The sequence below is a fragment of the Kribbella polygonati genome (genome assembly GCF_050320105.1).
Lineage (GTDB): Bacteria > Actinomycetota > Actinomycetes > Propionibacteriales > Kribbellaceae > Kribbella.
In genome coordinates this window covers 4,291,913-4,305,731 of record NZ_CP190129.1, presented here as the reverse complement: position 1 = coordinate 4,305,731, position 13,819 = coordinate 4,291,913, and the positions used below count along the sequence as shown (strand labels likewise).

Genomic DNA, 13,819 nt, shown 5'->3' with positions numbered 1-13,819 from the left:
ACCTTGCCGGGCCTGAAACGAGAGGTTATGGACAATGGCGAGACCTGCCGGCCCACCCACCGTGCGGCTTCGCCGACTCGCGGCCGAGATGAAGGCCCTGCGTGCGGAGGCGAAGCTGACCCGTGAACAGGTGGAGGAACGGACCGGCGTCAACCAGGGAACCCTTTGGCGCATCGAGAAGGGCCACGCGAAGCCGCACAACGGCACCCTTGAGACCCTCTTCGACCTGTACGGCGTTCCGGGGGCGCGCCGCGCCGAACTGATCGAGCTGACCAAGGGCGCGCACCAGCCAGGGTGGCTCGACGGGTTCAAGGATGCGTTGCTCAGTGAGGTCATTACAGAGGGGTACGCGACCTTCATCGGCTTCGAGTCCGAGGCGCGGGCCATGAACACCTACGAGTCGTTGCTGGTTCCCGGTCTGCTGCAGACCGAGGAGTACGCCCGCACTGTGATGACCGACGGCTGGCCGATGGCGCCGGATGACGTCGAGAGGCGCGTGCGGACCCGGATGGAGCGGCAAGTGGTCCTGACCCAGCGGCGAAACGAGCGCGATCCGCTGGAGTTCTGGGCCGTCGTCGACGAAGCGGTTCTGCGGCGGCAGATCGGCGATCGGGCGCTGATGCGGGCGCAGTTCGATCGGCTCCTGGAGATGGGCGAGCGCTCGAATGTCACGCTGCAGGTGGTTCCGTTCGACCGGGGTGCGCATCCCGGCATGAGTGGCGCTTTCAGTTGCTTCAAGTTCGGGGCGGTGGCGCCTGACATCGTTTACACCGAGAGCCTCGCCGGCGCAGTCTTCCTGGAGCTCGAAGCGGACATCGAGCGGTTCGGCATCGCGTTCGATCACCTGCGCGCGATGGCTCTCAGCCCGCGTGATTCCAGTGCCTTCATCGCGGGCTTGAGCGAGCAGTAGGCGGCCGCCAACTTATCCACAGCCTCGCGTTTCGGCTGTCGTCAGGTGCTGTCGGTCTATCAGACGGGTCGTGAGCAGCCCCGATCCCTGTCCATCCGTACGTCTTCGGCGCCGCAGGTACGTATGGTGGTGCATCCCCTGGAATTCGTACGGTCGTTCCATGGCGATCGCAGCGACAACGAGCTTGGTTCTCCGGCCCGCGGCACACGGTGGTGAAGCCGCACAATCGACGCGGCGCATCCTGTACTGCTACGTCGCTGGGTGTCTCGCACGTACGTTGCGCGAGTTGACCGACGTTCAGCGGATCGCCGGCCGTGCAGCCGCTGAGCGGGGCTACCAACCAGGTCCGCTGTTCGTCGAGGAGGACTGCTCCGCTCGAGCTATGCAGTCGCTGATGGATGCAGTCTCGGCCGGCGAAGGCGCTGCCGCCGTTGCGGTTCCACACCGCGGGCACCTCATCCCACTGGGGCAGCCGCGGGTGTGGGAGTGGCTCCTCGAAGAGCTGACCGGCCATCCGCTCGTCTTCACGAGCCGTACCCCTTGATCAGCGGGGCGGGCATGCTGGATCTCCCTGTCGCCCGTGTCCGTCCTGCTCTCCACCCGCCTGACAGCGAGCTACAGAACGCTGATGGTGGCTTCGTAGTCTTTGCGGATCTTCGCGAGGATGTCCGGCGTCTGACTCGGCGGCGGAGCCGCGACGCAGAGCGCCTCCATCGCGGACGTGTACTGGTCGAGCTCTTCGGGCTTGTCCAGGTACAGCGAGCTGTCGAGGTGCTCGATGTACACCTTGTTGGGCAGGTCTTCCTCGGGGAAACGAAGGATCGAGAAGGCTCCCGCGCTCGCGGCATGGCCGCCGAGTGCGAACGGAACGACCTGCAGCGTGACGTTCGGCATCTGTGCGGCCACGATGAGATGGTCCAGTTGGTCGATGATGCACTGCACGCCGCCGATCGGCCGCCGGAGCGCTGCCTCGTCGACGACAGCCCAGAGCCGGACCGGATCCGGGCGGGTCAGGATCTCCTGGCGGCTCAGCCGCAGTCGGAGCCGGCGTTCGATCTCTTCCGAAGGCACCACGCCGCGACCGAGCTGGATGACCGCGCGGATGTAATCAGCCGTCTGCAGCAGGCCGGGAACGAACTGCAGCTCATACACACGGATGATCTGCGCGGCGGCCTCGAGGTCGATGTAGCTGTGGAACCAGTTCGGCAGTACGTCGCCGTACCGGTGCCACCAGCCGGGATTGTTCGCCTGGCGGGCCAGCTCGAGCAGCCGCTCGCGCTCTTCCGCGTCGTCGAGGCCGTAGAGAGTAAGGAGGTCGCTGACGTCGCGTTCGCGCAGGCCGACGCGGCCCAGCTCCATCCGGCTGATCTTCGACTCCGAGGAGCGGATCTCCCAGCCGGCGTCGGACCGGCTGATACCGGCCGCCATCCGCATCCGCCGCAGGTGCCCTCCGAGGACCATCCGCAGCGCGGTCGGCCCGCTTTGCGCGCCCGACACGGTCACACCCACCTCCCAGCGGCCCCAGCGATCACCCGTGATCCACAGATGCACATCATCGCACGCGGCGACGCCGTTATGCCGAAGTTCTTACAAAACGACGACACCTGTGCCTCGAGCATCACGGAGCGTGAGTCTAGCCGACCAGCGATCCATCGATTTGTCAGTACATGGAAAACCGCCTTAAGCCGGGCGAACACCGTTCGATCACCCCTGATCCAGGCGGATTCAGGCGGGAAGGGGCCGAATGTGGTCTCGAATTGGAAAACGTGCGGATGCACGTGCATCGGGCGCTTGCATTCGCTACGTGCTGACGCCATGATTGCTTCATGCACAGAAGGTGAGCTGGATCGTGCGATACGTGACATCGCGTGAGCCGGCAGGCCGGTCCTACAGAGCGCCGACGGCCCCCCGTTGGCATGACTGGTTGGGGAACCCGAGTCGATGAACGACGACGACAGTGAACTGGTGACGAGCACGGCCGGTGGCGGTGCGCCCGAGGAACTGACGGAACGGGAGATCCGGGACCTGGTCGCGCGCTGTCCCGAGCAGCAGCGCTGGGCCTTCGAGGGCTGGTTGCGCGGTGTTCGTCAGCTCGACGGCGACCCGATCGTGAGCCTGGCCCCATGACCACTGAGACCTCAGGAGGAGGACGGAAAATGGTACGGATCTGGCTGGGTGATCACCTGATTGCCGAGTATGCCGCCGAGCCGGACCGCGCCTCGCGGTACCAGCGGGTGATGACCCCGAAGTTCACCGGATTGCGAATCACTGTTGACAATTCGGTCACCGGGAAGGCGTCCGAGCTGCCGAGCGAGCAGCTCTGGCCGCTCACCGTCCAGTAAGTCCGTACCTGCCCCTCAGGCACGCCAGGGCCGACTCTCGCCGGAGAGTCGGCCCTGACGTTTGTACGGCGTCTCGCGGCGTCTCCCGGGACGTCCGGCGTATGGCCGGCGTACCGCCCTCTCCAATGGCACATGAAAGGGCCCCTTCGTCACTCGCCTGGCGAAGGGGCCCTTGCTTCGGTGTTGCGGGTGTTACTCAGATCAGGTCGTCGAACTCGCCGTCGTGGACGCCGCCGAGGAACGCTTCCATCTCTGCCTTCGTGAATACCAGCGCGGGGCCGTTGGCGAAGCGCGAGTTGCGCACCGCGGTGCCGCCGTCCGGCAGTTTCGCTACCTCGACGCAGTTGCCGTTGGGGCCGCTGCGCTGACTCTTCTTCCAGCTGAGGCTGCTGTCGGAGTCGCCTGGCATGCCGTTGTAGATCTCGCTCATGAGGCTGCACCTCTCGTATGCGACTGCAGATGCACGTGCATTTGGCCTTGCATCTGCATCGTACACACTTTTGGGTCGTGTGTCCGCACCCTTACTTCTTGTGACCGCGTTGAGCTGAAACGAGCGTTCGATCATCGGAAACGGTCGCGGTCGGTGACAGCTCAGGGATTCGGCACCGGTCCGTGCATGAGATCCACGGAGCTGGGTACGTGTTCGGGTGAAGGCATGACCGTGGTTCAGCGAAGTGCCACGCCGTGACAAGACAGTCGCGAGGTCATACCAATGGTCACGAACATCATTGAGCGGGCTTCGGCCCGGTACGGCGCCCCGACCGATCGGGCCGCCCGCGAGACAGCCACCCGGGAACTGATGGAACGCCGGGCGGCGAGCACCGTCGAGGGTGAGCGCCAGGAACTCCTCGAACAGGTGGTCGAACTCAACCTGGAGATGGCCCAGGGCATCGCGCGCCGCTTCCGCGGCCGGGGCGCCGAGGCCGACGACCTGGAGCAGGTCGCGTACCTGGGTCTGGTGAAGGCGGCGCATCACTACCGGCTGGAGGCGGAGACGCCGTTCATCGGGTTCGCGATCCCGACCATCCGCGGTGAGGTCAAGCGGTACTTCCGCGACTGTGCCTGGACGGTACGGATCCCGCGCCGGCTGCAGGAGATGCAGGGCACGATCGCGAACAAGCTCCCGGAGCTGGAGCAGGAGCTGAATCGTGAGCCGACGCCGGCCGAACTCGCCGAGCACCTCGAGGTCGAGGTCACCGAGGTCGAGCAGGCGCTCGCCGCGAAGGGCTGCTTCAACGTGCTCTCGCTGGACCGCCCGGCCGAGGCGGACGCCGAGCTGACGCTGGCGGACGTGGTTGCGGACGACGACGACGCGAGCATCGATCAACTGGAGACGGTCGAGATGCTGGAGCCGGTGCTGGCCGACCTGGGGGAGCGCGACCGGCGGATCCTGCAGCTGCGGTTCGTCGAGGGCTGGACCCAGTCCGAGATCGGCGACGACATCGGTGTGAGCCAGATGCAGGTGTCGCGGGTGCTGCGCCGGATCCTCGACGACCTGCGGGACAAGCTCGTCCCCGAGCAACGCGCCGCCTAGGGACCGCCAGGCCATCACAATCGGCGCGGGCGGGCGCGTCTGAGCGCGACGCGCCCCGGGAGCGGGGGATTGTGATGGCCTGGGCGTCCGCGCCTTCTCGTTGCGTGGGTTGATCGGGCTGCGTGTGCGGGACCTCGCGACTCGCTGGTTGCCGATCTCACTCCGCGTGCCGGGGGAGCGGCACAATGGTGGTGGACGAGGGGATGAGTCGTTGTTGTTGGCCTTGCGGATGTTCCGGACCGTGCCCGCGGACGCGGTCGCGGTGCTGCGCGCGTATCCGCCGATGGTGGTCTGCTTCGCCGCCGCGCTGACCGGTACGGCGCTGGTGTTCGACGTGTTCTACCTCGTCGCCAGTCCGGGGCTCACGCTCGCACTTGTCTATACAGTGCCGGTGCTCGCCGGTCTGATCGCCGGGCTGGTTGCCGCGGCCGACGACGTCGGGCTCGAACGCCGGGTGCTGCTCCGGACGGTCGGCCTGGCCGTTGCCCTCGGCAGCACCAACGCGATCGTGGTCGCGATGGTCGCGGCGATGTTCCGCACGGATCCGTCGAACTGGTCCGCCGGGGGGCAGTCGGTGCTGTTCGCCGCGTGCACGGTGTTGGCGGTCGCCCTCTCGATCGTTGCCTGCCGCAAGCTGATCGATGCACTCGGCATCGAACTCCGCACCCGGCTCCCGCACCGCCGCCCACCCCGCAGCCCGCTCGCCGCCCCCGCGGTCGCCGCCCCAAGACCCCGAGTCAGCAAGGAAGCCGCGGCCCGCGCCGAACCCCCGCCACCACCCCCCGCCCCGGTCGCCGACGAGGACACGATCCCCGTCTACGTCCCCCCACCCCCCAAGATCGTCGACCTGGACGAAGCCCGCCCCATCACCCCCTCCGCCGCCGCCACCCCCACCACCCCCCGCCCCCGCCGCACCCCCCGCCGCCCCAACAAACCGGGCCGCCGCCCCGGCACCTGACCCGGCGCGCGGCGTCTCCCGCAGCGGGAATCAGCCAGGACTCCTGCGGGCGGCCCCTTGGGCACGCCGCTGTTCCGACCAGCCGGCAGGCAATCCGGTACATGGAGCGCCCCGACCAGCGGGCCGGCGGCCGGTAGGTGGTGCGGTCGCCGCGACCGGCGGGCGGGCAGCTCGGTAGGTGGAGCGGTCGCCGCGACCGGCGGGCGGGCAGCTCGGTAGGTGGAGCGGTCGGCCGGCTGGTGGGGCAGCACCGTGCATGGTGCGGTCGGTCCGGTAGGTGGTGCGGGTGGCGGGTGGCGGTAGATGGTGGGTTTGACTTGGCCGGTGGGGGCGCGGGTTGTGGGGGGAGCTGCGACACTGGCGGGCGTGTGGGATGTGATTGTGGTGGGAGCGGGGCCGGCGGGGGCGGCGGCTGCGTTGGGGGTGTTGGGGGCGGATCCGGGGTTGTCGGTGCTGCTGCTGGACCGGCACGACTTTCCGCGGGACAAGGCGTGTGGTGACGGGATCGCCCCGCACGTACTCGACCTGCTGGCCGGTGTCGGTGTGACCGGGATCCTCGACGACTGGACGCCGGTACGCCGGTTCGTGCTCAACCGCGGCGCCGTCGGCGTCGACCGTGAGCTGTCCCGGCCGACGTGGGTGGTGCCGCGGACCGTGTTCGACCATCGGCTGGTGGAGGCGGCGCAGGCGGCCGGGGCGCAGTTCGTCCGGCGGCGGGTACGCGGGCTCGCGGTCGGGCGTACGTCGGTCGCGGTGGACGACCTCGACGCGCGCTTCGTCGTCGGCGCCGACGGTGCGCATTCCGTCGTACGGCGGGAACTCGGCGAGAAGCCCGGACCGGTCGCGCTGGCGATCCGTGGGTACGCGCCGACGCCGGAGGCCCGGGCCAAGAGCCAGGTGATCGCGTACGGCCCGGGACGGCAACCGTCGTACGCGTGGTCCTTCGACCGTGGTGACGGCTGGTCGAACGTCGGGTACGGCGAACTCCTCGCCGGCACCCGCCCGACCCGCGCGGACCTCCTGCGCAACCTGGAACACCTCCTGCCCGGCGCGACCGACGGCGGCGAGTCGTGGTGGGGTCACCACCTGCCGCTGGCCGGCTGGACCTGGCGGCCGCGGCGTGGTCCGGTGCTGCTCGCGGGTGACGCGGCCGGGCTGATCAACCCGATGACCGGCGAAGGCATCTACTACGCGGTCGCGACCGGGCTGCTGGCCGGCCGCTCGATCGCGGACGCGCTCCGGGCGGGCTCGTCGGACGCCGGTACGCCGTACCGTCGCCGCACGGCGCGCCTGCTCTCGAAGCACCTCCGCGACACCGCGCTGGTCGCCCAGCTCAGCCGGTCGGACCGCATCCTCGACGCCGGGATCCGGGCGGCGAACGGCGACCAGCAGATCTTCGACGACCTGGTCGAGCTAGGCCTCGCGGACGGCGGCCTCACCCGTCGGCTGCTCCGCACCATCCTGCCCTGAGTTCTTCACGGCGTACTCCAGCACATCTCGCACTCGCTCCACCGGCCAGCCGAGCGCGGCGGCGAGCTCGGAGGGGTCCAATGACGGCTGCGCGACCGCGAGTACGGCGAGGCAGTCCTGGAAGCCGCCGCCCCCGGACATATCCTCGCTGAGCCGGTCGAAGAAGTCGGCCATGTGCGAGAGCCGCTGGCCGGCGGGAGTGTCGGCGCCGAGCAGTTCGATGCCTTCGGCGGCGGTCTCCGACCAGTTCTGGTTGGTACGCGCGCTCACCTCCCACGCCTTCAGCCAAACGTCGTCGGCGATCACGTAGTGCTGCAGGCGCCGGACCGGGTCGGGCTCCCGGTGTACCGTGCCGACCTGTTCGAGGTACCCGATCGCCTTCGAGATCGACGCCGGACTGACCCGCAGTTCGCGCACGAGCTCCGCCGCGGTCAGCGTTCGCGAGTCGGACGTGTACAGCAACGCCAGCACCCGCGACGCCATCCGTGGCAGCCCGCCCTCCACCATCATCGAGGCGAACCGCTCCACGTACCCACGCCGAGGATCGACCGTCCGTACGTCGGCAACACCAGAGGTCGTCCGACGACGGCGCGCACGGGACGCGGTGGCGTAATGCGCGTGATCCGCCCGGTACCCACCCGCCCCGCCGTTCCGCGCCACCTCGCGGCTGATCGTCGACGTCGGCCGCTCCAGCCGCCGCGCGATCTCGGCGTACCCGAGCCCACCCGTCAGCCCGTCCGCGATCTCCCGCCGGTCCTGCTGACTCAACCGCCCACCGGGCATCCGACCTCCGCGCATTCACCATCAGCTCATTGCAACGAGTTGCGTTCCACCTCATCCTCATTGCACAGAATGCCATACCTGCAACAAAAATCCGACCTGAACAGCACCCAGCAAGATTGCCAATCGAGTAAACGCAATCTACTTTCGGCACCATGGTGATGACAGTTGACGGCCTCCGGATGCGGTACGGCGACACCGACGTCCTGCACGACGTCTCGTTCGAGGCCCGCCCCGGCGAGGTGCTCGCGCTGCTCGGCCCGAACGGTGCCGGCAAGAGCACCACGATCGAGATCCTCGAGGGCTTCCGGCTCCGCTCGGCCGGCACCGTCGACGTCCTCGGCGCCGACCCGGCCACCGCCGGCGAACGGTGGCGCTCGCGGATCGGCATCGTGCTGCAGTCCTGGCGCGACCACGGCAACTGGCGCGCCCGCGAACTCCTCGAGCACCTCGGCTCCTACTACGCGCCGTACCGCGACCCCTGGCCGACCGGCGAGCTGCTGGACGCGGTCGGGCTGACCGCTCACGGGAACCAGAAGATCAAGACGCTCTCCGGCGGCCAGCGCCGCCGCCTCGACGTCGCGATCGGAATCGTTGGCCGTCCCGACGTTCTGTTCCTCGACGAGCCGACCACCGGCTTCGACCCGGCAGCCCGCGCGGAGTTCCACGAGCTGGTCCGCGGGCTCGCCGCCGAGCAGGGTACGACGGTCCTGCTCACCACCCACGACCTCGACGAGGCGAGCAAGCTCGCGCACCGGATCCTGATCCTCGGCGCGGGCCGCATCATCGCGTCCGGCAGTGTGCCCGAGCTGACCCAGCTGATCGCGGGCGAGGACGAGGTCGCCTGGACGGTCGACGGGCAGCGGTTCCACAAGTCGACGCCCGACGCGACCGCCTTCGTTCGCGACCTGTTCGCGACGTACGGCGACGCGCTCGGCGAACTCGAAGTACGCCGCGCCACCCTCGAAGACACCTACCTGGCACTCGTACGGGAGCAACTATGAGAACCGGCTGGCGCCGCGGCCTGATCGAGCTGCGGCAGTCCTTCACCAACGGCCCGGAGCTGGTCAGCCACTTCCTCTGGCCGGTGCTGATGCTGATCGCGCTGTTCTTCCTGCGGCACCGCGACTTCGGCGCGACCGGGTTCCAGCTCGGGGCGCTCGCGCTGCCGAGCATCCTCGGGATGAACGCCGCGATGGGCATGGTCAGCATGAGCCAGCTGCTCACCGCGGACCGCGAGGACGGCACGCTGCTGCGCGCGAAGGCGGTCCCGAACGGTATGCCGGCGTACCTGATCGGCAAGGTCGTCTCGGTCGCGGGCGGGCTGGTCGTGGACCTGGCGATCCTGCTGATCCCGGGGCTGTTCCTGGTCGGCGGGATCGCGGTCGGCGCGGCGCACTGGTTCACGTTCGTCTGGGTGCTGTTGCTCGGGCTGGTGGCGACGTTGCCGATCGGCGCGATCCTCGGATCGGTGTTCACCACGGCGCGGTCGCAGGGGCTGATCCAGTTGCCGATGCTCGGGCTGATCGCGATCTCCGGGATCTTCTACCCGATCAGCGCCCTGCCCGGCTGGCTCGCGTGGATCGGGCAGCTCACCCCGGTGTACTGGATGGGGCTGGGGATGCGGTCGGCACTGCTGCCACCGGAGGCGGTGGTGGTCGAGGTCGGGCACTCGTGGCGGCACCTGGAGACGGTCGGTGTGCTCGGGCTCTGGGCGGTCGCGGGCCTGCTGCTGGCTCCCGTCGTACTGCGGCGGATGGCGCGCCGCGAGTCCGGCTCGAAGGTCGCCGAACGGCGCGAGCGTGCGCTCCGCCGGGTCGCATGATGGAGCCATGGACGAGATGCAGGCGTGGGCAGTCGCGCGACCGGGTCCCATCGACAGCGGTCCGCTCCAGCGGGTACGGCGTACCGTCCCGGAGCCTGGCGCCGGGGAGTTGCTGATCAAGGTCGAGGCCTGCGGCATCTGCCGGACCGACCTGCATCTCGCGGAGGGCGACCTGCCGCCGAAACGCCCAGGAGTGGTCCCGGGCCACCAGGTGGTCGGCACGGTTCTCGATACGGGCGAGCGGGTCGGGATCGCCTGGTTGCGGGGGACCTGCGGCGTCTGCGAGTTCTGCCGGAGCGGTTCGGAGAACCTCTGCCCGCGGTCGACGTACACGGGCTGGGACGCCGACGGTGGATTCGCCGAGTACGCCGTGGTGCCGCGGGAGTACGCGTACGCGCTGCCGGACGACCGGCCCGCCGCGGAGCTCGCGCCGTTCCTGTGTGCCGGGATCATCGGCTACCGCGCCCTGCGCCGGGCGAACCTGCCGCCCGGCGGCCGGCTCGGGATCTACGGGTTCGGGTCCAGCGCGCACCTGACCGCGCAGCTCGCCACCGCCCAGGGCGCCGAGCTGTTCGTGATGACCCGTGGTGAGGGGAATCGCGCGCTGGCCCGGGAGCTCGGCGCGGTGTTCGTGGGGGAGACCGCGGACCGTCCGCCGGTGCCGCTCGACTCGGCGATCGTGTTCGCGCCGGCCGGCGACGTGGTGCCGTACGCGCTCGCAGCGGTCCGGCCGGGCGGGACCGTCGCGGTCGCCGGCATCTACCTGTCCGACGTACCCGCGCTGAACTACGAGCGGCACCTGTTCCACGAGCGCGACCTGCGGAGCGTCACCTCGAACACCCGCCGGGACGGCGAGGAACTGTTCCGGTTGATCGCGCGGCTCCCGGTGACGGCACACACCACGACGGTCCCGTTCGACGCTGTCGACCGGGCGCTCGCGGACGTCGCGCACGGACGTGCCAGGGGTTCTCTGGTCGCAGTACGGAATCGTTGAACCGGTCTGCACCACGGTGCGTTAGAACTGGGTGAAGATTCCAGGAACGGGTCCTGCCGAACTTCAGCGCCGGCTGCTAGCTGCGTTAGATTTGATCAAATCTTACCGAGCTGCCAGGGAGTGAACGTGCGGATGTGGCATCTGACCCACCACTCGTGGTCGGTCCTCGCCGTGTCCGCGGGCAGCCGAGAGGGCGGCAGGTGCTGAGCAAGCTCCTCGGCGCGGTGGGCGCGGTCCTGCTGATCGTCGGGGTGGTGCTCGCCGTCCGCCCGGTCCATGCGGGCGGCGACGCCTGCGGCTCGGTCTTCCAGCCGAACGAGGGCATCACGCCGATGCAGTGCGACGCCCGGCTGAGCAGCCGCGGCACTCTCGCCGCGGGCTTCGGCGCCGGCGGCCTGGCCCTCGGCATCACCACCTTCGCCCTCACCACCATCCGCGACCGCCGCGCCCGCGCCCTGTCCTGAGGGGTTTGACCTTGACGTAGTGTCAAGGCGCAAGGTGGGTGCATGTTCACCATCGGGGACTTCGCCGCCTTCGGGCAGGTGTCCGCGCGGACCCTGCGGCACTACGACGCGCTCGGGCTGTTGCGCCCGGCCAAGGTCGACGAGACGACCGGCTACCGCTTCTACACGGCCGAGCAGTTCAGCCGGCTGAACCGGATCGTCGCGCTCAAGGACCTCGGCTTCAGCCTCCAGCAGATCGGCGAGATCGTCGACGCGAAGCTGTCCGCCGAGGAACTGCGCGGCATGCTGCGGTTGCGGCAGGCGCAGCTCGAGGACGAGCTGGCCCGGAGCACGAACCGGCTGGCCAGTGTCGAGGCGAGGCTCCGGCTGATCGAGAAGGAAGGTCACATGCCCACCGACGACGTGGTTCTGAAACGCATCGCCCCGATCCGGGTCGCGGAGCTGTCCGCGATCGCACCGAGCTACGACGGCGAGGACGTCGGCCCGGTCGTCCAGCCGCTGTTCGGCCAGCTGTTCGACCGGCTGTCCGCGGCCGGCGTCGACCCCGCCGGTTCGCCGATCGCGTACTACGAGGACCTTGAGGACGAGACGGTCCGCGTCCACGCCGCCGTACCGGTGACTGCCGATCCGGCCGACGTGGACGTTCTCGAGCTACCCGAGCTGGCGCAGGCCGCGACCATCGTGCACCAGGGCGACATGATGGAGGCCGATCGCAGCATGCAGACGCTGGCCCGGTGGATCCAGGACAACGGCTACCGCAGTCACGGGTACGCGCGTGAGGTCACGCTCCAGTTCGACCCGGACAACCCGGCGAACTGGGTGCACGAACTCCAGATCCAGGTCACAGCTCCAGGCTGACCGTCGCGAACGAGTGCGGCGGCAGCGTCACCCGCAGCCCGCGCGGCTCCGGTTCCACCGCGAGCGGGACCGGAGCCACCACGTCCGGAGCGGCGGCCGTGTTGTGGGTCTGCGGAGTCGATGCCGTCAGCAACCGTCCGGCCGGGTCCACCGGGTCCGCGCCACGCAGATCGAGTACGACGTCCAGCGCCGCCTCCGGATCGAGGTTGCTCAACGACACCAGCGCCCGGCCGTCCTTCACCGACGCGGACGCCGACACCAGCTGCATCGGCGTACCGTCGAGATCGTGGGTGCGACCCTCGACCACGTGCACCGGCAGCGCGGCCGCGTCGTGGTGGCCCTTGTTCATCTCGAACACGTGGTACGTCGGGGTCCGCACGAGAGTACCGTCGGCGTCGGTGAGCAGCATCGCCTGCAGCACGTTCACGGTCTGCGCGATGTTCGCCATCACGAGCCGCTCCGAGTGCCGGTGGAACACGTCGAAGTGCAGGCTGGCCACCAGCGCGTCGCGCATCGCGTTCTGCTGGTACAGGAACCCGGGGTTCGTCCCGGGCTCGACGTCCCACCAGGTGCCCCACTCGTCCAGCACCAGGCCGATCCTGCGTTCCGGGTCGTACGCGTCCATCAAGGCCGAGTGCGCCTTGATCACCCGCTCGATGCCCTGCGCCTTCTGGATCGTCCGGTAGTAGTCGTCCAGGCCGAAGTCGGTCGCACTGCCCTTGTGCTCCCACGTCCCCGCGACCGTGTAGTAGTGGAACGAGATCGCCTGGAAGATGTTCTTCGGGTCCCGCCCGCAGCCCAGGCAGCTGACCGCCTTGAGCAGCGCCTCGGTCCAGGCGAGGTCGTCGTCGGCCGCGCCGGCCGCGATCCGGTACAGCTTGTTGTCGCCGTGGTCCTTCAGGAACGTCGCGTACCGCCGGGCGAGGTCGGCGTACGCCTCGGCGCGCAGGTTCCCGCCGCAGCCCCACGCCTCGTTGCCGATGCCCCAGAACGGCACCTGCCACGGCTCGTCCCGCCCGTTCGCCTTCCGCAGCCGTACCACCGGGCTGTCGCCGTCGCGGGTCAGGTACTCGACCCACTCGCTCATCTCCCGCACGGTGCCGCTGCCGACGTTCCCGTTCACGTACGGCGCGGCGCCGAGCAGCTCGCACAGCGCCATGAACTCGTGGGTGCCGAAGTGGTTGTTCTCCTCGACGTTGCCCCAGTGCGTGTTCACCATCGACGGCCGGTCCGGCTTCGGCCCGATGCCGTCCTTCCAGTGGTACTCGTCCGCGAAGCAGCCGCCCGGCCAGCGCAGGTTCGGGATGTCCAGCGCCCGCAGCGCCTCGACCACGTCCAGCCGGATACCGCCTTCGTTCGGGATGTCCGAGTCCTCGCCGACGTAGAACCCGCCGTAGATACAGCGCCCGAGGTGCTCGGCGAAGTGCCCGTACAGGTGCCGGCTGATGGTCGCCCCGGGTACGTCGAGGTCGACGACGACGCGTGCTTCAGGCATATAGCCCTCCGTTGTCCTTAGGTCCTGTGTGGTGATCCATCGCCTACTGCGGGGCACTCGGCACGGCACCTCGCCGCACGGGTGCAAAGGCCACGATGCTCCGCATCGAGACCTTCGCCCCCGCGCGCCGATGCACCGCGCCGAGCACCTCCTCGGTACGGCGCTGGATCACCCCACAGGACCTATGGT

General features: G+C 69.2%; 16 protein-coding genes. 12 read left to right on the top strand and 4 right to left on the bottom strand.

The window, feature by feature from the left end:
* Positions 1-34: 34 nt before the first annotated feature.
* Both ACQHIV_RS20395 and ACQHIV_RS20390 read left to right on the top strand, forming a co-directional pair.
* Complete coding sequence (locus tag ACQHIV_RS20395; RefSeq protein ID WP_427896292.1) at positions 35-910, top strand: helix-turn-helix domain-containing protein; 876 nt, start codon at positions 35-37, stop codon at positions 908-910.
* Between the two features lie 160 nt (positions 911-1,070).
* Entirely contained in the window at positions 1,071-1,454 is a 384-nt protein-coding gene (locus tag ACQHIV_RS20390) for a hypothetical protein (protein WP_427896291.1), read from the top strand.
* 71 nt (positions 1,455-1,525) lie between these two features.
* Here ACQHIV_RS20390 and ACQHIV_RS20385 read toward each other — a convergent pair whose 3' ends face one another.
* Entirely contained in the window at positions 1,526-2,413 is an 888-nt protein-coding gene (locus tag ACQHIV_RS20385) for a helix-turn-helix domain-containing protein (RefSeq protein WP_427896290.1), read from the bottom strand.
* A 438-nt stretch (positions 2,414-2,851) separates the two neighbouring features.
* Here ACQHIV_RS20385 and ACQHIV_RS20380 point away from each other — a divergent pair, with 438 nt between their 5' ends.
* Together ACQHIV_RS20380 and ACQHIV_RS20375 are read left to right on the top strand one after the other, a co-directional pair.
* The gene (locus tag ACQHIV_RS20380) at positions 2,852-3,037 is read left to right on the top strand and encodes a hypothetical protein (RefSeq protein ID WP_427896289.1); all 186 of its coding nucleotides are present in this window, start codon (positions 2,852-2,854) and stop codon (positions 3,035-3,037) included.
* Between the two features lie 29 nt (positions 3,038-3,066).
* Positions 3,067-3,252, top strand: a complete 186-nt coding sequence (locus ACQHIV_RS20375; RefSeq protein ID WP_209700137.1) for a hypothetical protein — start codon at positions 3,067-3,069, stop codon at positions 3,250-3,252.
* Positions 3,253-3,448: 196 nt separating this feature from the next.
* Here ACQHIV_RS20375 and ACQHIV_RS20370 read toward each other — a convergent pair whose 3' ends face one another.
* A complete protein-coding gene (locus ACQHIV_RS20370) occupies positions 3,449-3,682 on the bottom strand; it encodes a DUF397 domain-containing protein (RefSeq protein WP_427896288.1) in 234 nt (77 codons plus the stop codon).
* Positions 3,683-3,964: 282 nt separating this feature from the next.
* On the opposite strand from ACQHIV_RS20370, the gene ACQHIV_RS20365 reads away from it, so the two are divergent.
* The 3 genes from ACQHIV_RS20365 (at position 3,965) to ACQHIV_RS20355 (ending at position 7,214) form a co-directional block, all read left to right on the top strand.
* On the top strand, positions 3,965-4,786 hold the full coding sequence (locus ACQHIV_RS20365; protein ID WP_427896287.1) for a SigB/SigF/SigG family RNA polymerase sigma factor: 822 nt from the start codon (positions 3,965-3,967) through the stop codon (positions 4,784-4,786).
* Between the two features lie 211 nt (positions 4,787-4,997).
* Entirely contained in the window at positions 4,998-5,744 is a 747-nt protein-coding gene (locus ACQHIV_RS20360; protein ID WP_427896286.1) for a hypothetical protein, read from the top strand.
* Between the two features lie 366 nt (positions 5,745-6,110).
* Positions 6,111-7,214 carry a geranylgeranyl reductase family protein gene (locus tag ACQHIV_RS20355; RefSeq protein ID WP_427896285.1) on the top strand — a complete coding sequence of 368 codons (1,104 nt, stop codon included), beginning with the start codon at positions 6,111-6,113 and terminating at the stop codon, positions 7,212-7,214.
* On the opposite strand, the gene ACQHIV_RS20350 is transcribed toward ACQHIV_RS20355, so the two are convergent.
* Positions 7,158-7,997, bottom strand: coding sequence for a MarR family transcriptional regulator (locus tag ACQHIV_RS20350; RefSeq protein WP_427896284.1), 840 nt, complete (start codon positions 7,995-7,997; stop codon positions 7,158-7,160). The genes ACQHIV_RS20355 and ACQHIV_RS20350 overlap by 57 nt on opposite strands.
* Before the next feature lie 152 nt (positions 7,998-8,149).
* Here ACQHIV_RS20350 and ACQHIV_RS20345 point away from each other — a divergent pair, with 152 nt between their 5' ends.
* The 5 genes from ACQHIV_RS20345 to ACQHIV_RS20325 all read left to right on the top strand — a co-directional run bounded on the left by ACQHIV_RS20345 (position 8,150) and on the right by ACQHIV_RS20325 (position 12,135).
* Entirely contained in the window at positions 8,150-8,998 is an 849-nt protein-coding gene (locus tag ACQHIV_RS20345) for an ABC transporter ATP-binding protein (RefSeq protein WP_427896283.1), read from the top strand.
* Entirely contained in the window at positions 8,995-9,819 is an 825-nt protein-coding gene (locus tag ACQHIV_RS20340) for an ABC transporter permease (protein WP_427896282.1), read from the top strand. The genes ACQHIV_RS20345 and ACQHIV_RS20340 overlap by 4 nt, the downstream gene beginning before the upstream one ends.
* Positions 9,820-9,826: 7 nt before the next feature.
* Positions 9,827-10,813, top strand: coding sequence for a zinc-dependent alcohol dehydrogenase family protein (locus tag ACQHIV_RS20335; protein ID WP_427896281.1), 987 nt, complete (start codon positions 9,827-9,829; stop codon positions 10,811-10,813).
* Positions 10,814-11,013: 200 nt separating this feature from the next.
* Positions 11,014-11,277, top strand: coding sequence for a hypothetical protein (locus ACQHIV_RS20330; RefSeq protein WP_427896280.1), 264 nt, complete (start codon positions 11,014-11,016; stop codon positions 11,275-11,277).
* A 42-nt stretch (positions 11,278-11,319) separates the two neighbouring features.
* Positions 11,320-12,135 carry a MerR family transcriptional regulator gene (locus ACQHIV_RS20325; protein ID WP_427896279.1) on the top strand — a complete coding sequence of 272 codons (816 nt, stop codon included), beginning with the start codon at positions 11,320-11,322 and terminating at the stop codon, positions 12,133-12,135.
* Here ACQHIV_RS20325 and ACQHIV_RS20320 read toward each other — a convergent pair.
* Complete coding sequence (locus tag ACQHIV_RS20320; protein WP_427896278.1) at positions 12,119-13,630, bottom strand: alpha-N-arabinofuranosidase; 1,512 nt, start codon at positions 13,628-13,630, stop codon at positions 12,119-12,121. The two genes, ACQHIV_RS20325 and ACQHIV_RS20320, sit on opposite strands and share 17 nt — an antisense overlap.
* Between the last annotated feature and the right edge of the window lie 189 nt (positions 13,631-13,819).

Coding starts and splice junctions, on each gene's coding strand:
- ACQHIV_RS20395 (WP_427896292.1), top strand. CDS start 35: ATGGCGAGACCTGCCGGCCCACCCACCGTGCGGCTTCGCCGACTCGCG.
- ACQHIV_RS20390 (WP_427896291.1), top strand. CDS start 1,071: ATGGCGATCGCAGCGACAACGAGCTTGGTTCTCCGGCCCGCGGCACAC.
- ACQHIV_RS20380 (WP_427896289.1), top strand. CDS start 2,852: ATGAACGACGACGACAGTGAACTGGTGACGAGCACGGCCGGTGGCGGT.
- ACQHIV_RS20375 (WP_209700137.1), top strand. CDS start 3,067: ATGGTACGGATCTGGCTGGGTGATCACCTGATTGCCGAGTATGCCGCC.
- ACQHIV_RS20370 (WP_427896288.1), bottom strand. CDS start 3,682: ATGAGCGAGATCTACAACGGCATGCCAGGCGACTCCGACAGCAGCCTC.
- ACQHIV_RS20365 (WP_427896287.1), top strand. CDS start 3,965: ATGGTCACGAACATCATTGAGCGGGCTTCGGCCCGGTACGGCGCCCCG.
- ACQHIV_RS20350 (WP_427896284.1), bottom strand. CDS start 7,997: ATGCCCGGTGGGCGGTTGAGTCAGCAGGACCGGCGGGAGATCGCGGAC.
- ACQHIV_RS20345 (WP_427896283.1), top strand. CDS start 8,150: ATGGTGATGACAGTTGACGGCCTCCGGATGCGGTACGGCGACACCGAC.
- ACQHIV_RS20340 (WP_427896282.1), top strand. CDS start 8,995: ATGAGAACCGGCTGGCGCCGCGGCCTGATCGAGCTGCGGCAGTCCTTC.
- ACQHIV_RS20335 (WP_427896281.1), top strand. CDS start 9,827: ATGGACGAGATGCAGGCGTGGGCAGTCGCGCGACCGGGTCCCATCGAC.
- ACQHIV_RS20325 (WP_427896279.1), top strand. CDS start 11,320: ATGTTCACCATCGGGGACTTCGCCGCCTTCGGGCAGGTGTCCGCGCGG.
- ACQHIV_RS20320 (WP_427896278.1), bottom strand. CDS start 13,630: ATGCCTGAAGCACGCGTCGTCGTCGACCTCGACGTACCCGGGGCGACC.